This is a genomic window from Pseudoalteromonas sp. C12FD-1, from assembly GCF_037414265.1.
In the GTDB taxonomy this organism is placed as follows: Bacteria; Pseudomonadota; Gammaproteobacteria; order Enterobacterales; family Alteromonadaceae; genus Pseudoalteromonas.
The window spans coordinates 13,370-31,563 of record NZ_JBBEVD010000049.1 but is presented as its reverse complement, the minus strand read 5'-3'; the positions used below and the strand labels follow the sequence as shown (position 1 = coordinate 31,563).

The 18,194-nt window shown below is 38.3% G+C and carries 17 protein-coding genes; 16 read left to right on the top strand and 1 reads right to left on the bottom strand.

Annotation, left to right across the window (positions count from 1 at the left end; translation table 11 throughout):
• Positions 1–560: 560 nt before the first annotated feature.
• From rpmH to WDB87_RS06115, 11 genes are all read left to right on the top strand, one after another.
• Positions 561–695 (top strand): 50S ribosomal protein L34, encoded by a 135-nt coding sequence (gene rpmH, locus WDB87_RS06165; protein WP_004335215.1) that lies wholly within the window; start codon positions 561–563, stop codon positions 693–695.
• A 7-nt stretch (positions 696–702) separates the two neighbouring features.
• Entirely contained in the window at positions 703–1,128 is a 426-nt protein-coding gene (rnpA, locus tag WDB87_RS06160) for a ribonuclease P protein component (protein ID WP_029772813.1), read from the top strand.
• 125 nt (positions 1,129–1,253) lie between these two features.
• Positions 1,254–1,529 carry a membrane protein insertion efficiency factor YidD gene (gene yidD, locus WDB87_RS06155; RefSeq protein WP_004588061.1) on the top strand — a complete coding sequence of 92 codons (276 nt, stop codon included), beginning with the start codon at positions 1,254–1,256 and terminating at the stop codon, positions 1,527–1,529.
• An 8-nt stretch (positions 1,530–1,537) separates the two neighbouring features.
• Entirely contained in the window at positions 1,538–3,172 is a 1,635-nt protein-coding gene (gene yidC, locus WDB87_RS06150; RefSeq protein ID WP_286245682.1) for a membrane protein insertase YidC, read from the top strand.
• A gap of 395 nt (positions 3,173–3,567) precedes the next feature.
• Positions 3,568–4,932, top strand: a complete 1,365-nt coding sequence (gene mnmE / locus WDB87_RS06145) for a tRNA uridine-5-carboxymethylaminomethyl(34) synthesis GTPase MnmE (RefSeq protein WP_337849368.1) — start codon at positions 3,568–3,570, stop codon at positions 4,930–4,932.
• Positions 4,933–5,108: 176 nt separating this feature from the next.
• On the top strand, positions 5,109–6,242 hold the full coding sequence (locus WDB87_RS06140; protein ID WP_337849367.1) for a site-specific integrase: 1,134 nt from the start codon (positions 5,109–5,111) through the stop codon (positions 6,240–6,242).
• Positions 6,243–6,646: 404 nt separating this feature from the next.
• Entirely contained in the window at positions 6,647–7,510 is an 864-nt protein-coding gene (locus tag WDB87_RS06135) for a TIGR04255 family protein (RefSeq protein WP_332394133.1), read from the top strand.
• Positions 7,511–7,512: 2 nt separating this feature from the next.
• Complete coding sequence (locus tag WDB87_RS06130) at positions 7,513–8,112, top strand: hypothetical protein (RefSeq protein WP_337849366.1); 600 nt, start codon at positions 7,513–7,515, stop codon at positions 8,110–8,112.
• Between the two features lie 9 nt (positions 8,113–8,121).
• Complete coding sequence (locus WDB87_RS06125; protein ID WP_332394136.1) at positions 8,122–9,009, top strand: hypothetical protein; 888 nt, start codon at positions 8,122–8,124, stop codon at positions 9,007–9,009.
• A 517-nt stretch (positions 9,010–9,526) separates the two neighbouring features.
• Positions 9,527–10,393: a phage integrase N-terminal domain-containing protein gene (locus WDB87_RS06120; RefSeq protein ID WP_337849365.1), complete on the top strand. Its 867-nt coding sequence runs from the start codon at positions 9,527–9,529 to the stop codon at positions 10,391–10,393.
• Positions 10,394–10,531: 138 nt separating this feature from the next.
• Positions 10,532–11,119, top strand: a complete 588-nt coding sequence (locus tag WDB87_RS06115; RefSeq protein ID WP_337849364.1) for a hypothetical protein — start codon at positions 10,532–10,534, stop codon at positions 11,117–11,119.
• Positions 11,120–11,123: 4 nt separating this feature from the next.
• Here the strand turns inward: WDB87_RS06115 and WDB87_RS06110 are convergent, their stop codons facing one another.
• Positions 11,124–11,393: a helix-turn-helix domain-containing protein gene (locus WDB87_RS06110; protein WP_337849363.1), complete on the bottom strand. Its 270-nt coding sequence runs from the start codon at positions 11,391–11,393 to the stop codon at positions 11,124–11,126.
• A gap of 113 nt (positions 11,394–11,506) precedes the next feature.
• On the opposite strand from WDB87_RS06110, the gene WDB87_RS06105 reads away from it, so the two are divergent.
• The 5 genes from WDB87_RS06105 to mnmG all read left to right on the top strand — a co-directional run bounded on the left by WDB87_RS06105 (position 11,507) and on the right by mnmG (position 18,188).
• Entirely contained in the window at positions 11,507–11,722 is a 216-nt protein-coding gene (locus WDB87_RS06105) for a hypothetical protein (protein ID WP_337849362.1), read from the top strand.
• A gap of 559 nt (positions 11,723–12,281) precedes the next feature.
• Positions 12,282–13,973, top strand: a complete 1,692-nt coding sequence (locus tag WDB87_RS06100) for a DUF927 domain-containing protein (RefSeq protein ID WP_337849361.1) — start codon at positions 12,282–12,284, stop codon at positions 13,971–13,973.
• Between the two features lie 64 nt (positions 13,974–14,037).
• Complete coding sequence (locus WDB87_RS06095; RefSeq protein WP_289098313.1) at positions 14,038–14,382, top strand: excisionase family DNA-binding protein; 345 nt, start codon at positions 14,038–14,040, stop codon at positions 14,380–14,382.
• A 1,040-nt stretch (positions 14,383–15,422) separates the two neighbouring features.
• Positions 15,423–15,872 (top strand): FMN-binding protein MioC, encoded by a 450-nt coding sequence (gene mioC / locus WDB87_RS06090; RefSeq protein ID WP_286245680.1) that lies wholly within the window; start codon positions 15,423–15,425, stop codon positions 15,870–15,872.
• A gap of 426 nt (positions 15,873–16,298) precedes the next feature.
• Positions 16,299–18,188 (top strand): tRNA uridine-5-carboxymethylaminomethyl(34) synthesis enzyme MnmG, encoded by a 1,890-nt coding sequence (gene mnmG / locus WDB87_RS06085; protein ID WP_337849360.1) that lies wholly within the window; start codon positions 16,299–16,301, stop codon positions 18,186–18,188.
• The last annotated feature ends 6 nt before the right edge of the window (positions 18,189–18,194 follow it).

The following is an 18,194-nucleotide window of genomic DNA, read 5'->3' as shown; positions in this document are numbered from 1 at the left end:
CATGCATTTATTGCGTTCAATTGGCCAGCTACCCGACCCAAGACCGGGTATTATGAAGGCACTTTATCCACAAGTAAAAGATTGATTTTTATAAAATTGTTGATATCAGTGTATAAATATCTTAACAGACTGATTTATAGCGACTTTTATTTTAAAGCCTGATAACAGATCATAACAAAAACACACTGAGATCGCGAACCAATTTTACGATCTAAATGAGTTTTCCCATGCTTTTATTCACTTTTTAAACATCAGCTGTGGAAAACTTCTTAATTTTGATGATCCTAGTTGATCACCCTACTTTATTACGATCCACATTCTTTTGGTCGCTCTCGGCCATTAATTCGCCTTTTTGCGCAAAAGCAGACCATTTTGCATTAAATTTAATCTATAAATATCAAGCCAGCGTACAAAATATGTAATAAACACGGTGTTTACAGCGCAATTATGATTGACTTTAAAGTGCTTAATCTATAATATCTCGCGCTCGCAATGGCACCTGTGCCAGGATCGCGACCTGCATAGGATGTTTTAACTTTAACCGATCGGATGAGATTGTTATGAAAAGAACTTTTCAACCTAGCGTTTTAAAACGCAAACGTGCACACGGCTTCCGTGCTCGCATGGCAACTGTAAATGGCCGTAAAGTATTAGCACGTCGCCGCGCTAAAGGCCGCAAAGTTCTTTCTGCTTAATATATAAGTGGAAGACTTTAGCTTTGGCAGGGAGTTACGTCTGTTAACTCCCTCGCATTACTCTCGCATATTTAATGAACCCGCTCGGGCTGCAACTCCTTTATTTACTCTTTTAGCAAAACCCAATGACCAAGATAAACCTAGGTTAGGACTCACTGTTGCTAAAAAACGTGTAAAAAAGGCATGCCAACGTAACCGTATTAAACGACTCGCTCGCGAAAGTTTTCGTTTAAATCAACACACCATCGATAATATTGATATTGTGCTTATGGTAAAAAGTGGCATTGATGAGCAGTCTAATGAAGAAATAACCAAACAACTTACAAAATTGTGGCGCAAAATTAATGAACGCTGCAAACCGGGTGCACCTAAGCCACCACCCTTTAAAAAACGCCCAAACAAATCAGCTAAATCTAATAAACAAACCCGATAGCAATAGAATTGCAGGGTTAATTAGGGTATCTTTAGCTCACCTTTTAATCATGCGTTTAAAATCTTTAATTGAGCTTTTAAATACATGGTATCTATTCACTAAATATTCGCAGGGGCATAAACACCATGAGGTTACTTAAACCACTTGTTGCTATTCCAAAGCGTTGTTTAGTGTTATTTATCCGCGGTTATCAAATGTGGATAAGCCCATTACTAGGCCCGCATTGTCGTTTTAATCCAAGCTGCTCTCATTACGCTATTCAGGCAATTAATTTGCATGGATTTGTAAAAGGGAGTTGGTTAGCACTTAAACGCATATTAAAATGCCATCCTTTACATTCAGGCGGAGAAGACCCCGTTCCTGAAAAATTAACCCGTATTAACCACCAACACGAGAAATAAGAGCTGTTATGGAATCGCAACGCACGTTTTTATTAATCGGTTTAATGTTAGTGTCGTTTTTATTATTTCAAGAATGGAATAATGACTACAACACACCTAAAGCCGATCCTAGTGCCACTACACAAACACTAAACACAACGTCACCAGAGTCAGATGATTATATACCGTCATCGTCAGATTCAGGTTTACCAGCTTCGGCTACCGCTGCTAAGCGTTCAGTTATTGACATTACGACTGACGTTTTCAAAGTAAAAATAGACACCAAAGGCGGTGACATTGTTGAAGCAGACTTACTCCAATACGAAGAAGTAAAAGGTGAAGAAACACCATTTATGCTTTTAGGTGAGTTTGATGGCAATCAATACTTCTCACAAAGTGGTTTAATTGGTTTAAATGGGCCTGACGCATCAGCGAATGGTCGCCCTACTTACCAAGCAACGCAAAAAGCCTACACGCTAAGCGGTGATGAGCTACGTGTCCCACTTACCTATGTTGATAGTAATGGCGTTAGCTTCACTAAAACATACGTATTTAAAAAAGGCCAATACGATGTAGGCCTAGAATACACAGTAAATAATGCTACAAGTGCGCCAGTACAAGTACAGCTATATACGCAAATTAAGCGTACCGTACAGGAAAAAGGCAGCTTAGTAGATCAAAACTATTTAGGTGCAGCTTACGGTACTGATGAAGAGTCGTACGAAAAATACAGCTTTTCAGATATGGCTGATAAAAACCTAAATAAAAACACCCAAGGCGGTTACGTTGCATTTATTCAGCATTACTTTGTAAGTGCATGGGTACCTAAGCAAGACGAAGCACACACGCTTTACAGCTTAATTACTAAAAGTAATGCCGCTATTATTGGTACAAAAGCAGCGCCTGTAAATGTACAAGCCGGCAGTGAGCAAACACTTAATGCGACTTACTACATGGGCCCTAAAGAGTCAGATATTCTTGAAGCGATTCACCCAGATTTAGACCTTACTGTAGATTACGGTTGGTTATGGTTTATTTCGCAGCCTTTATTTGTGCTTCTTAAATGGTTACACAGTATTTTAGGTAACTGGGGTGTGGCTATTATTGCCATCACTATTATTGTCAAAACGTTAATGTACCCGCTTACTAAAGCGCAATACACGTCAATGGCTAAAATGCGTGCCCTTCAGCCTAAAATGGCTGCCCTTAAAGAAAAATATGGTGATGACCGTCAAAAGTTCGGCCAAGCCACTATGGAAATGTACCGCAAAGAAAAAGTTAACCCAATGGGTGGCTGTTTCCCTATTTTGTTACAAATGCCAATTTTCTTAGCGCTATTTTACGTATTCTTAGAATCGACAGAGCTACGCCATGCTGAATTTGTACTTTGGCTAACAGACCTTTCAACAAAAGATCCATACTACGTATTACCAATATTATTTGGTGCAAGTATGTTTGTTACACAAAAGCTACAGCCAATGACGGTTACCGATCCAATGCAGCAAAAAATGATGACCTTTATGCCGGTTATCTTCTCTGTATTCTTCTTATGGTTCCCATCTGGTTTAGTACTTTACTGGTTAGTGTCTAACCTTATTTCTATTGTCCAGATGCTTATCATCTACCGTGGCATGGAAAAGCAAGGCATTAAAGTAAGAGGCTAGCGCTATACTCAAGCCAAATCGAGATACAGAATTCAGCGTTTCACAGGGGCTTAAGATCAAGGCGTTACTTTCCAAGAATGGCAGTCCCTTTTAAAAAGTAACAACGATGAAATTAAGTTCCTGTGAAATGCCCAAAGGGTTGGTTTAAAAGCGATTTATACTGCGTTATTAATTTTAACAATAGAACCACTATTATTCTTAATTAATGCCTTGCCTAAATCGCTTTTAACTCCAACTGAAACTCGTATCTTGATATGGTTTGGGTATATTACTTATATAAAGGCGACTTAGGTCGCCTTTTTTATTGTCTATTTTTTACCACAGCTATTCGCTACCAATAAATGCATAGGTTACAATAGCGCCATTAAAGTTACTCTCGTTGGCAAATAAATAGCATGATCAATCAAGACACAATTGCAGCACAAGCGACCGCCCCTGGGCGTGGTGGCGTAGGTATAATTCGGGTTTCTGGCAGCCTTGCTAAAAGCGTGGCCGAAAAAATAATAGGCAAAGTACCTAAGCTTCGCTATGCCGACTATGTGCCTTTTAAAAGTTTAAACGGCGAGCAGCTCGATCAAGGCATCGCTATTTATTTTGCAGGTCCAAACTCATTTACCGGCGAAGATGTACTTGAACTACAAGGTCACGGCGGCCCCGTTGTACTAGACATGCTATTAAAAGAAATTAGCCAAATAGAAGGCGTTCGCTTAGCTAAGCCTGGTGAGTTTTCTGAGCGCGCTTTTATGAACGACAAGCTTGATTTAACCCAAGCAGAGGCTATTAGCGATTTAATTAATGCAACCTCAGAGCAAGCAGCTAAAAGCGCCCTACAATCGCTACAAGGTGAGTTTTCTAAACACATTGAAACTCTAGTAGAAAAAGTTATTCATTTACGTATGTATGTAGAGGCAGCCATTGACTTCCCTGATGAGGAAATTGATTTTTTATCCGATGGCAAAGTATCAGGCGATTTAGATGCCATTATCACCCAATTAAACACAGTAACGAGCCAAGCTAAGCAAGGCAGTATTATGCGAGAAGGTATGCGCGTTGTGATCGCAGGGCGCCCTAATGCGGGTAAATCAAGCCTACTTAATGCCCTAGCAGGACGCGAAGCTGCCATAGTAACCGAAATAGCGGGTACTACTCGTGACGTACTACGTGAGCACATTCATATTGATGGCATGCCACTGCATATTATCGATACCGCAGGCCTACGTGAAAGCCCAGACCGCGTTGAACAAATAGGTATAGAGCGCGCGTGGGATGAAATAAACCAAGCTGACCGCGTGTTGTTTATGCTTGACGGCACCGACACCACCGACACCGACCCACACGCAATTTGGCCTGAGTTTATGGCAAAATTACCGCAAGGTATGGGTGTTACCGTAATAAGGAATAAAGCCGATTTATCGGGTGATGCAGTAGGTATGGATGAAAGCCAACAATACCCAGTAATTAGTTTAAGCGCTAAAAATGCACAAGGTATTGAGCTTGTTCGCGACCACCTAAAGGCCTGTATTGGTTTTCAAGGCGCAACAGAAGGTGGATTTATGGCACGCCGCCGCCATTTAGATGCGCTTGAGCACGCGGCCTATCACTTAGACACGGGTAGAACGCAATTAGAAATGCACATAGCTGGTGAAATATTAGCTGAAGAGCTACGTCTAACGCAGCAATACTTAAACGAAATAACCGGTGAATTTACCTCAGACGACCTACTAGGCAAAATATTTAGCTCGTTCTGTATTGGTAAATAACAAGGTAAACCAAAGGAAAGAAACATCCAAGTAAAGTTAAAATATCTAATACATTCATACATTTAATAACTTTTTTATCTTTCTCTAGCTTCCTTTAGTTTCATAATATGGGCCTCGAATGGCCCACCTACTTCTTTGTTGTGGGCCACTATTGGTCCACCAAAGAGGAAGTTATTATGAAACTAACCATCGAGAAAAAATCAGCTGATAGCACAGGCCGCCAACAACTACTGTTAACCAGAAATTATGGTTCTTACCTAAATGAAAATGGCAAACGAGTAAAACGCCGTAAAAGACAATCATTAGACTTGTTTATTTACGCCACTCCTAAAGACAAGTTTGAACGAGATCACAATAAAAAGACCCTAGATATTTCAGAAAAGATAAGAGCGCAAGCAGTTGTCGATTTAGCTAACAACAAGCATCATTTTGAAGACTCAGAAAAACAGCAAGAAAGCTTTTATAGCTACATGCAGCAAATAATTAATGACAAAGAGCACACAGACAGCAAATCAAATGTATCGCTATGGGAATCAGCATTAATCCATTTGCAAAAATACTGTGAGGGTAACCCTTTATCCTTTGCTGACTTCGATGCTGATGTGTTATTAGGGTTCAGAACATACTTAATAAAACATGCACGAACAAAATCAGATAAGCTACTTTCTTCAAATACTACATCATGCTATTTCAACAAAGTGAGAGCAGCTTTAAACAAAGCATTTCATGAAGGCATTATTCGTCGAAATCCTGTAAACGAAGTAAAAAGCATCAAGATCGAACAAAATCCTCGTAATTACTTAGAAGAGGAAGAATTGACAGCTCTCTACAGAACAGAGTGCCGATATGATGTACTCAAAAGAGCATTCTTATTCAGTTGCCTCACCGGTATGCGCTGGTGCGATATTCACAAGCTAACGTGGAATCAAATAGCTTTAAAAGAGCAACGTACGACGTTCAAACATAAGAAAACAAAAAACCTTCAGTACCTTGATTTGCCCGATGATGCGATCAGCTTATTAGGTTCGCAAGGAGAAGCCCATGAACGTGTTTTTAAAGGCTTAAGATACTCAAGCTATACAAACGTAGCCCTAACCCAATGGATGCTCAGAGCAGGGATTACAAAGCACATAACCTTTCACTGTGGAAGGCACTCGTTCGCAGTCCGTATGTTAACTAATGATATCGATATCTATACGGTATCAAAGCTACTAGGCCACTCAGAGTTAAAAACAACACAAATTTACTCTGATATAGTTGAGCGTAAGCGAAAAGAGGCGATGACCACCCTACCTAGTCTATTTCAATAAAGGATATTAGGTTGGGAAATATGGGAAACTGGGAAAGTTTAATAAAAACAGTTAAATATAATTTTATTTACCTTCCCTCTTTCCCGTTTTTATTTGAAAAGCCAGTTGTATCCAGGAGGTGTGAAAGCGTCGAGTGCTTGCCACTCAGAGCGCCGCATACCTCTTGGATAACCTTCACTACGCAGAGAAAATCCAGTCAAGCTAGAAATCGCCCGCAGGGTTGCGAAGCAAGGGGGCCCCGCTTGCGGGGTTCCGATTTATGGCTTTACAGGGTTTGAAAGGAGTGGTTTTGTATAAGATAAGTAAAAAAAAGTGTAAAAGATGAACTATTATCTATTTTTAAGTGTCAAAAAAAGTGTAAAATCCACATCCAATAAATTTTATTAACAATCTGGGTAAATCAAATGAAAAAAGTTTTAGAACAAGCACCACTCGTGCATACTCTTATTCATCTAAAGTTTGCTGATTTGCCGACTCTTCAGCCAATAACTGAAGAGCTACAACAAACTCTTCATCTGAGAATGATGGAAGAAGGCTTTGCGGAAAAAATAGTGAGTAAAGCGGATATCGCTGAATGGCACTATGACAACGCAACGCAACAAATGCGACACAAAAAGCTTTCTAAGGAACGTTTGCTTTTTCGTGCATCAGGGGAGAAGGAGATAGTTGAAATCTCAGAATCCTCTATTATCTTAAAATCCACAGCATATACAACTTTTTCTGAGTTTTATGACAAGTTCCATAGAGTCTTAAAAGGGTGTATTGAACTAATTCCTAGACTGGATAGTACGTTACTTAAATCTGTTGGACTAAGGTATATTGATGTTATTGCACCAGTAGGACATTCTTCGCTTGAAGACTTTGTAAGCAGCGAGATTCAACCCCCTAAGCTTGCAAATCTTGGAAAACACTTACAAGGTCATTCATTAAAAGCAATGAAAGTTTCAGAGAATCAAGTTCTTGTGCTAAATTTTGAAGAGTTACCAACAGTTTCAAAACGAATTCATAAAGTATTACCTGATAACCTAATGGAGCCAGATGAGAAATGTGGGCTAATTATTGATGGACAAAAAGAATGGCTAGAGGTTGAATCTGAAACATATGGTATTCTAGATATAGATCACACTTATCACTTTGAAAGAAGCCCTAAGTTTGATTTATTAGAAATAAAAACTGCTACGAATATGCTGTATCAATTGGCAAGTGATGTTTTTTGGCAAACAATTACTGAAAAAGCAAAAAAAGCTTGGGGATATAAGGAAGTATAAAAATGTCGTATACATCATTAAGAAACTCTACAACAATGACTTCAATGCTTGTTGTAGGAGCAATAAGCTTCAATACTTACGGAGCTGTTGATATTGATAAAATTATTGAGTCTCAACACCAAGAGGTTTATGAATCTAATGATAAGGGCTCAGCATGGTCTTCAGTAGGCAAAAAGCTCTCAACTGTAGAAAAGCATGATTTAGTCAGCCTATCTGACATTATAAAACAAATAAAAATTGGTATCGGTTTACCAAATAAGGATGTTGCAAGAATTTTTGATGTTTCAAGACAGACTTTGCACTCATATCAAAACCAATCTTTGGAGCAAAGAGTTGCAAATACAGCAACGAGAGAAAGAGCAAAAGAGCTTCATGACATTATGTTACAGTTACAATCTAAATTTGAGTACAGCCCAGGAGCAGTTGCTAAAAACTATACGATGAATGGAAAATCATTAGTAGATTTGCTATCTGAACAAAAATTAGATCATAACAGCATATATAAATTTGCGGATAAAATTGCTGAAATATTAGTTTCTCAAAACACAAACTTATCTGAAACTAATGAAGTATCACTACGCCAATTAACAAAATCAGCATGAGAAAGTTAAATGAGTGATATGCATTCATCTGGACAAATTTTACTTCATGACAAGAGGCTTGTACAAGCCTCTTGCTTTTCTGCAAGTTTGATCTCTGATGAAACTAAGAAAAATTGGTCTAAGTCTTTCCACAAACCGGAATATAGAGATTCCTTAAAAAAAATAAAAAATAGCTCTATTTTTTTAATTCTCTCTCAAAACTGTGACATAGCGTGTAGAAATGATTCGCTTGACTCTACAGTTGAAATTGCCGTTTGCAAAAAAATTAAAGAATCTGATGTATTTCCTGGAAACTCATTTGTTAAAAGTGTTAGAAAGCTACACTTTAAAGCTGGCTCAAATTGGTATGAAGCGAATATAGAATACATATTAAGTGTTAATAAAAAAGAGCTACTAAGCACTATAGAGTCTATAGATGAGTTTGAATTAATAAAATTAACCGATGAATACTCAAAATCAGTACCTGTATGGCGTTCAAATCGTTACATGCGTAGTGCTTTACCCGATAACTTTAATGATAATTTCGGGCACATTTTAGATAAACACATTGGTGAATTAGAGAAGCGAGCAATTCCGCTACATAATGAGGATTTTTCAAGCTACATTTGGGCTATTTATATACATTTAGACTCTGATGAAGAGAAAGCTAATTACAATTTTAGGCTTTTTGCCTTACTAAGGGATGAAACACCTGATAATGTCATTCCTGACATCCAAGATATACTTGAAAGTATAGCTGAAGAATTGGAAGAACAAGCTGGGTATACTGATGATAGTGATATTTATGCTGGTAGAGCAAAATCAACCTATGTTTCCTACCTTACTCAATTCGTTCGTCTAAATTTAGATAATCATTCACTGTCAAATGGTGACAATAAAATAAAGCCTACAGAATAAGTCGTCCCTACTCGAAAGAGGTAGGGACGACTCGCAGAGTCGCCCGTCGAGGCCACTGCTCATGATGCCTCGATACCCAATCCGCCTTGAAAAATTGCAGGGCCAGAAGAGGGATGGAGATTTGAGCGCGTCAAAAAGGTGTTGCAATCTCTGATCACTGTGATAATTTTATTTATGAACTAGCTCGAAATGAGCACAAAGAAAAAGGGCGTATTCACTGCCCGCAACACGTTCCTGAGGATCTGCATTCGCAGCATTATGGGTCACACGACCACCCCACTATAAACAACACAAATATAAACCACGGTAGTTCGCGCTGTATTTCAACAGAAATCACACGGCTCAGCTTTGTTGCTTTAGACCAGTTAGCCTTTATGTCTTTCGACAATATGCTCGGTTACGCACCGTTCATATGGCTTTAAAACTTACCTATTTTGGCATTTCGCCCCCTGGTCTTCGGTTTGGTGTTTTTCTCAATACTTTCAAAATTACTTTTTAAATTTATGAGGAACATGAAATGAGCCAATTAGGATATCGACTTCACCAAATGGTAAACGACACACACCGCGAAAGTAGCTTTAGCACTAGAGCTACCCGTAGCAAAGTATTAAACCTTGCTGCAGCACAACTACTTAGCCATGGTTATAGATTAAGAGATCCATCAGGTCTTAAAACCAAACATATCAATCACCTTGTAACGCGTTGGCAAGATGAAGGTTTAGCACCAAAAACGATTAAAAACAGAATGGCCGCCTTACGTTGGATTGCCGAAAAAATAGGTAAACCTAATATCTGTTCACGCAGCAATGATGATTACGGCATTCCCAGAGTTCGCAACAACCCCATTGGCAAGTCAAAAACGTTAGACATGGATAAGCATGCCAAGATCAAAAGTGACTTGATCAAGCTTTCCCTGCGTTTGCAGCAAGAGTTTGGGCTTAGAAAAGAGGAGTGTATGAAATTCAGCTTATCCTATGCTTTGATAAATGCTAACACTCTACAAATAAAAGGCTCATGGGCTAAAGGTGGCAAATACCGCAAAATTCCGATCTTAAAAGAATCTCAACGACAGCTCATTCGTGATATTGGTGCCGTTACTAAAGGCGCACTTATCGAACCTGACAAAAACTATAAGTCACAAATGGAACAGTACGACCGCGAAACAATTCGAGTTGGATTAAATAAAAATCACGGACTGCGTCATCATTACGCAAGGGAGCGTTATTTAGAGCTTACAGGTTGGAAATGCCCTGCCGATGGTGGCCCGCATAGAAAAGAGCTGTCGCCCACTGATTATGAGCACGATACCAAAGTCCGTGAGCAAATTAGCCAAGAATTAGGTCATGAACGATTGAAGATAACCTATGCTTACTTGGGCAGTTAATATAAGATATTGATTTAAATTATTTTAATTATGAGAGACTAAGATTTGAGCATTTTACTAAGACCAATACATCGATTAGCTTCTATATTGAGACTTATTAAGAAAAGTCATTATTATTTGTGTGTATTTATGCTCTTCATGTTGATCACACCAATTAGTTATTTTGGATTTTCAATCGCCGTAGAGGCTGATCTATTTTATATATATGACAAGTTAGATGAGCCTTTGAAGGACTACCTTTCACTTGAAACATGGTGGATAGAAACAATAATACGCTTATGTGTTCCTGTTTTTCTCTCAGTAGCCTTATCAATACAGCTTGGAAGGCTCCATGAAAAAGATGCCCAGACAATTAAGAGTATTGTTCCTTGGATTCCAATTGTAAGAGACTTTTTCAGTGTGAAAATGCCTATATTTTTTGTTTTAACAGCCTCAGTAATGTTAGGTGCTATATTATTGCTAGTGTTTGGTGGTAAAACTGTAGATTGGGCTAGGCTATTAATGACAACTTTCCCAGCAGCTATTTTTACGCTAAGTGAATTCATGCGAAATGCGCTTTCATCAAACCCAGGAATAGGGCGATTAAGTGGGCTAACAATGAAATACCATAAAGGGCTTACCAAAATATCCATATTTTTAGCTAGTATTGCGTGGATATTTAGTGATTTATTTACGCCTATAAAAAGTCGATGGGATATTTTCGAGTACGCCAAAAGCTTGGTTTAAAGTGTTAGTCGAGTTCTATCCAATTTAGTATCTTTTCAGCCAACTCGTCTTCAATACAGAACAAGAAGGCAGTTGGCACCTTTAGAACACCACTCAACGCAACTACCGTTTTGAAATCAGGGGTGTGAACACCACGCTCATATTGGTTCATACGAGCAGACGCAACAAACCTATCCATCCCTGCCATTATTCCTAATTGCTTTTGGGACAGACCAAGTCTTGTTCTTGCTTGCTTTAGCCGTGTTGGAAACGGCGAACCATCATTAGTTTTCAATTGGTGTAAGACATTCGCTCTTGAAAACTAAGATTTTCTTAGCTTTAATTAAATCTAGATACTAAGGAATACTTAGCAAACAATTAGGCATGCCTAATTATTTGGAGGTTAATATGGGATTTGAAGGCTTTTTGGGTATATTAGTTGTTGTAGTTTTTTTCGTAGCAAGTGCTTTTTTTAGTTGTAGCGAAACAGTTGAAAATGAAAACGAACAACTAGATGAATTGGATGATGGTATGGGTAACATTATTGCTGATGGTGAAGAAATGACTAGCGCAGAAGCTGAAGACGTTAAAGCCCGTGGAGAGCTCTACGATACTTATCTGTAAATTAGGCATGCCTAATTTGAAAGGGGAAATGATGACAAATAAAGAGCTTTGCAATTGGGAAGGTAATATCTACTTGGGTAATACAAGACATTAAGGTGTTCTTATGACTGACTATGAATGGTTTCAGATGTGGGTGTTAATGGTGCTGGCTATTCGCGCTACTCGGCACTACGACAAATTGAAGCATGATTTATTTGAAGCAATTAAAGAGGGGAAAATATAGCAATGGCTCCTTTACTTACAGGATGCGCCATGGTTCTGGCGTTGGTGATATTTTTTGCTTTGCTATTTCATTTTAATCGCGACAACCTCAATAAATTCGACTGATATCCAATATTTCTAGCGAAAAAATTAGGCATGCCTAATTTTTTACGTTCAAAAACGTCATTTTTACGCCAATTTTATGTAAAAAAGTTGTACCCGTAATGTCTACACCGCATTTTTAAAGGGCTGAAAAACCCACTGAAACTTCCCCTAGTTTTTCCCAGCATCCCATGAAATTTCCTGCTCAAATAACTCCAAACGAAACTAAAAGAAATCAAAGTAAAGGAGCTTTATTATGTTTGAGCTTAGAGAAACAGGTTTATTTTACACCCCTACAGCCGATTCAGAACCAAGGTTCTTGTGTGGCCCAATTAAAGTGCTTGGCATTTCAAGAGGAGGTAATAGTACTCGAGACTACGGCTTGCTTGTTGAGTGGAAAAACTTAGACGGTATTTGCATACGCAAGCTAATACCACGACGCCACATTATTAATGATCAAGGTAAGGTGTTAAAAGAATTGCTTGTAGATACAGGCCTTGCACTTTCAAGTCGTAAAGGTATATGGGACCCAATAACATCTTACCTGATTCAAGCAAGGCCAGAAAAACGATATAAAAGCGCGACTCAAACAGGCTGGCTTAATAATAGCTTTGTTACACCCAGTTGGTGCGTAAGTAATGGAGCAGAGCAAGTTATTTACTCAGGCACAAAAGAAGCTGATTTTTTAAGTTCCGCAGGTACCTTATCTAGTTGGCAGAAAGAGGTTGGTAGTCTTTGTATAAACAACCCATTACTTGCATTTACTGTCTGTACAGGGTTATGTGCCCCTCTACTCCACTGGTTAAACTGGCCCAGCTGTGGTGTTCACTTATTTGGCAAGTCCAAAGCGTCTAAAACAACGACCTTAATAATGGCTGCAAGCTTGTACTCAGGTACTGACTTCTATTATGCATGGAGAAGCACGGCTAATGGATTAGAAGCAATAGCAGTGGAACATAATAACTTACTACTTTGCTTAGATGAACTGCATCAGGTAGACCCTGAGGTCGTCGATCAGTCCATTTATACAATAGCTAATGGTATGTCGAAATCGCGTAGTAATAAAGATGGCTCTCAAATCCAGCGAAAAAAGTGGCGACTTATCTTCTTAAGTACTGGTGAAATGGGGCTAGAAGAAAAGCTTTCATCAATACATAAAGGCGTAAAAGCAGGACAAGAAATCCGCTTTTTAGAAGTTCCAATCCAAAGGCAACATGGTGCTTATGACGATCTTTATGGTCATAACAACATGAATGACTTTTCTGAATCTATTTGGAAAGCTGTTAACGAAAATCATGGCACTGTTATGCCACAATGGGTTGAACACTTAAGTACTATTGATGATCTCCCTACTCTTTTAAATCGCAATATCAAAACGATGTTAGCCCATTGGGAAATAACAAAAGAAAATAATGGCAATCAGGTTATTGAAGCAGCAAAAAGATTTGCGTTACATGGAGTGAGCGGTGAATTAGCAACTTTAGCTGGGCTTATGCCTTGGCCTAAAGGCCTTGCTGAAAAAAGCGCAAAAGAAGCATTTGATGCTTGGCTCGAAATACGTGGCTCTTCTAGTGATTCAGAAGATGACAAGTTAATAAAACAATTACCCTATGCATTAAAACTTTGGCGTCGAAAATTATTACCTGAAGGTAAGTTTTTAGGTGATAACTACGGCTACGCAATAGAAAAAGACGGCCAGTTTGCTTGGTTCGTAACTCGTGATGCATTTATGGAAGGCTTAAAGGTTAGTTATAGAAATGATATTTCTCATACGATTAAACTAATGTGTAAAAATCATTGGTTGGAAAGCCGTGAAGGTCGAGGAACATTCAAGAAAGTAATCGCAGGTGGGCCGCCTGGTGGTCGCTACTTTAAAGTGCTACCACAACAAATTGTGGCTGATTTAGCTTTAGATGAAGCACTTTCCCAAGTTTATTTCCCAACTTAACGTCATGAATTAATTTGATTTTCCCAAAATTCCCGTTTTCCCAAGAGATTTAAGAGAGTAGACCATGAAAAATGATATAAGTGATGCACTACGTAAGAATGACGAATTACCAGATATCCGAAATACAATTGAAGAGATGATCTTGAAAAGTCACTTATGCAACAAAGCCGCATTAACAGTTGACGAATGCGCACTTTATACAGGTATGGCAAAAAGCTACATCTATAAACTAACCCATGAAGGCATTATTCCTCATGCAAAACCTAATGGTAAAAAGATCTTCTTCGATAGGTTAGAGCTTGATCAATGGCTTCTTGGTAACAAGATAAAAGGTGATATAAGCGAAAGTGATTTCATCAAAAAAAAGGCTGAATCACTCAACAAGAAAGCATCTATAAACTATCGATGATTAAACTTGGTGATCGGGCTTACTTTCCTTTAGTTTACTTGCACGATATTTTCTAATGCGAAAGTGGGCCACCACAGACCCACCTAAAAATATAAACCTACTGTTTTTATTGGTTTTTTCACTTATTGTATTGGTAAGTAACTCGCTAAAACAGCATAAAATAACACTTACTTTAGGGCACAATAGTGCCTTTTTTATGCTCGGTATAAAATTTAAAAAGCTAAAATGGGGTTAAAATTAAATAAAAACGCGCCTGATTTTAGCGTATTCAACCCACCTATTTAATCTCTCACAGTATAAAAAAACACCATATTAAGCGCAAAAATGGCGCTCTATATTGCTGAAAAAGGTACTAATATGGCGCTAAACGCTTAGCTTAAGTAGATCATTTTAGCTAAGGTTTATAAGTTTATTAGTAAAAGTAATCGGTAATATTAGTGCCTACGCCTTCGTTTTTAACCAATCCACCAGCAAAATTCCTCACTGAACTGAAAAAATAATAAGACTAATTAAAAAAGGTTATCCACAATAGCCTACTTTATGGCTAATAAATCAAAAACAGCGGCGTATTTATAAGCTTAAACAGTCACGATCTATAAAAAGCGTGGTTTATTGCGCTTATTTTCACTTTTTTTAAGTAGATCATCTTTAATAGATCGTTTTTAAAAATTATTTTTGATCGCCTTTTTAAGTTATCAACAAGATTACTATCCACATTATGATCAACAACAGGTTAGCTATATGAAAACGCGAGCTGGTGGCCTCACTTATAATAAAAAATCAACGACTTAGCTTTATTTAGATCTACAAAACATACCAGTTAAGCAGAGCTTTCCCCAATCTTATCAACAACTTGATCAGAAGATTACATTTAAATAGTTTTTGTTAATTCATTTATATTCAATAACTTATATAAGAAATTACAATAAAGGGTAAAAACAACTCAAAAATAGTTATACAAAATTACAAAGGTTTTCTTTACTGCAAGCCTAACTCAGTTATCATAACGGGCAAATAAGTAATGTGTGATCAGTTTAAATATGAGTTCTGTAAATATAATCGTGGGTAGTCAAATGGGATCTGCAGAATATGTAGCAGAACAACTATGTGATGAGTTAAATAACCAAGGTATAACTGCTGAACTACATGATCAACCTAATTTATCTGATATTGATCAACACAATACAATCTGGCTTATATGCACATCGACCTATGGCGCGGGCGATTATCCCGACAACCTTTTACCCTTTATTGAGCAATTAAAACAACAAAGCGATCTATCATCTGTTAAATATTCAGTCATTGGTTTAGGCGACACTAGCTACGACACCTACAACCTTGCTGGGCGTAATATAAATAGTTTAATGGCCAGTAAAGGCGCAACATGTATAGCCCCAAGGCTCGAATTGAATATTCTTGATGAAGCATTACCCGAAGATACCGCGCTAGAGTGGTTAGACTCATGGATAGAGAAAACACAATTAAAGTAATGTGATCAATTAAAATGTATAAACAAAGTTACCCACAATTTACTAATAATTTAATAGGTTTTGTGGATAACCGCTGATCAAACTGCGTTTTTAAGCATGCTTATCCATGGGATAAGATCCAATTGATATTGGGCTGTGTATAAATCCCCTTTTTGATCAGAGCTTATTTGCCTGATGATCCGATCATATTAACACCTTTAGATCTGATCTAATTTTATGTTTTAAATGAATAAATAGAGCTTATCAACAGAAAACCCGATCACTAGTAGTAATAGTATTAAAAGATCTCTTTAAAAGATCCTTTATATTATAAGTGATCAGTGACTTAGATCTTGCCCACTGTTTAATCATTTATCTTCTGCTAATTTCTAGGTAGAATACGCTCCCTTTTGAAGTTTACTGGTTTGATTAAGTAGGATCCCATTAATGATTTTTCACGAAAAGTTTGACGTTATTGTAGTAGGTGGTGGACATGCAGGCACTGAAGCCTCATTGGCTGCTGCACGTATGGGGATGAATACCCTGCTGCTAACTCATAATATGGATACACTTGGTCAAATGTCTTGCAACCCAGCTATTGGTGGCATAGGCAAAGGCCATCTGGTTAAAGAAATTGATGCGCTAGGCGGTGCTATGGCACAAGCTATTGATAAAGGCGGTATCCAATTTCGTACCTTAAATTCTTCAAAAGGACCTGCTGTTCGTGCTACTCGAGCACAAGCTGATCGTGCTTTGTATAAAGCTGCAATTCAAAGCACATTACAAAACCAAGAAAACCTAAAAATATTTCAACAATCGTGTGATGATCTTATCGTTGAAAACAACAAAGTTGTTGGCGTAGTAACCCAAATGGGATTACGTTTTAGCGCACCGAGTGTTGTATTAACCGTAGGTACTTTTTTAGGTGGCCAAATACATATTGGTTTAGAGAATTTTAAAGGTGGACGTGCAGGCGATCCCCCTTCAATTGCACTTGCTGATCGTTTACGTGAATTACCTTTTAGAGTAGACCGTTTAAAAACAGGTACTCCACCACGTATTGATGCCCGTACAGTTGATTTTAGCAAAATGCAAGAACAACCAGGTGATGCGCCTACACCGGTATTTTCGTTTATTGGTAAACAAAGCGATCACCCACAGCAAATACCCTGTTATATAACCTACACAAACGAAAAAACTCATGAGGTTATTCGTAACAATTTACATAGCTCGCCTATGTACTCTGGCGTAATTGAAGGCATAGGGCCACGTTACTGCCCTTCAATAGAAGATAAAATTGTGCGCTTTGCTGATAAAGACAAGCACCAAATATTTGTAGAGCCAGAAGGGTTAACATCGTACGAGCTTTACCCTAACGGCATTTCAACCAGCTTACCTTTTGATGTGCAGTTACAAATTGTGCAATCGATAGATGGTTTTGAAAACGCACATATTTGTCGTCCTGGTTATGCTATTGAATACGACTTTTTTGACCCACGTGATTTAAAACAGTCATTAGAAACCAAGTTTATAGACGGATTATTTTTTGCAGGCCAAATAAACGGCACTACGGGTTACGAAGAAGCCGGTGCGCAAGGTTTAATTGCCGGTATGAACGCTGCGTTACAAGTACAAGGTAAAGACGCGTGGACACCACGCCGTGATGAAGCGTATGTGGGCGTACTGATTGATGACTTAGCAACGCTTGGTACAAAAGAACCGTACCGTATGTTTACTAGCCGTGCGGAATATCGTTTATTACTGCGTGAAGATAACGCTGATATTCGCTTAACAGAAAAAGGTCGTGAACTTGGTTTAGTTAACGATGAGCGCTGGCAGGCATTTAACGAAAAAATGGAAGTGATCGAAAAAGAGAAACAGCGTATTAAAGAAACCTGGATCCATAAAGATCATGCTGTAGTTGATCAAGTAAATGCGTTATTAAAAACACCGCTTACTCGTGAAGCAAGTTTAGAGGATCTACTTCGTCGTCCAGAAATTCGTTACGACGATTTAATGGCTATTGATGGGCTTGGATCTGAGTTTACAAACCAAGCTGCACTTGAACAAGTTGAGATCCATACTAAGTACGCTGGCTACATTGCACGTCAGCAAGATGAGATCAATAAGCAGCTTCGCCATGAAGAAACCATCTTACCTAAAGAGTTCGATTACTCAACGGTATCGGGTTTATCAAACGAGGTAGTTGCAAAGCTTACAGATGCGCGTCCAGACACTATTGGCCAAGCTTCTCGTATTTCTGGTATCACCCCAGCGGCGATTTCGCTATTATTAGTGTATCTGAAGAAGCAAGGCTTATTACGCAAAACTGCGTAACAGTAA

Coding starts and splice junctions, on each gene's coding strand:
- WDB87_RS06115 (WP_337849364.1), top strand. CDS start 10,532: ATGTTGATCACACCAATTAGTTATTTTGGATTTTCAATCGCCGTAGAG.
- yidD (WP_004588061.1), top strand. CDS start 1,254: ATGAGGTTACTTAAACCACTTGTTGCTATTCCAAAGCGTTGTTTAGTG.
- WDB87_RS06095 (WP_289098313.1), top strand. CDS start 14,038: ATGAAAAATGATATAAGTGATGCACTACGTAAGAATGACGAATTACCA.
- WDB87_RS06135 (WP_332394133.1), top strand. CDS start 6,647: ATGAAAAAAGTTTTAGAACAAGCACCACTCGTGCATACTCTTATTCAT.
- WDB87_RS06140 (WP_337849367.1), top strand. CDS start 5,109: ATGAAACTAACCATCGAGAAAAAATCAGCTGATAGCACAGGCCGCCAA.
- WDB87_RS06125 (WP_332394136.1), top strand. CDS start 8,122: ATGAGTGATATGCATTCATCTGGACAAATTTTACTTCATGACAAGAGG.
- WDB87_RS06105 (WP_337849362.1), top strand. CDS start 11,507: ATGGGATTTGAAGGCTTTTTGGGTATATTAGTTGTTGTAGTTTTTTTC.
- mnmE (WP_337849368.1), top strand. CDS start 3,568: ATGATCAATCAAGACACAATTGCAGCACAAGCGACCGCCCCTGGGCGT.
- mnmG (WP_337849360.1), top strand. CDS start 16,299: ATGATTTTTCACGAAAAGTTTGACGTTATTGTAGTAGGTGGTGGACAT.
- WDB87_RS06100 (WP_337849361.1), top strand. CDS start 12,282: ATGTTTGAGCTTAGAGAAACAGGTTTATTTTACACCCCTACAGCCGAT.
- WDB87_RS06120 (WP_337849365.1), top strand. CDS start 9,527: ATGAGCCAATTAGGATATCGACTTCACCAAATGGTAAACGACACACAC.
- WDB87_RS06130 (WP_337849366.1), top strand. CDS start 7,513: ATGTCGTATACATCATTAAGAAACTCTACAACAATGACTTCAATGCTT.
- mioC (WP_286245680.1), top strand. CDS start 15,423: ATGAGTTCTGTAAATATAATCGTGGGTAGTCAAATGGGATCTGCAGAA.
- rpmH (WP_004335215.1), top strand. CDS start 561: ATGAAAAGAACTTTTCAACCTAGCGTTTTAAAACGCAAACGTGCACAC.
- yidC (WP_286245682.1), top strand. CDS start 1,538: ATGGAATCGCAACGCACGTTTTTATTAATCGGTTTAATGTTAGTGTCG.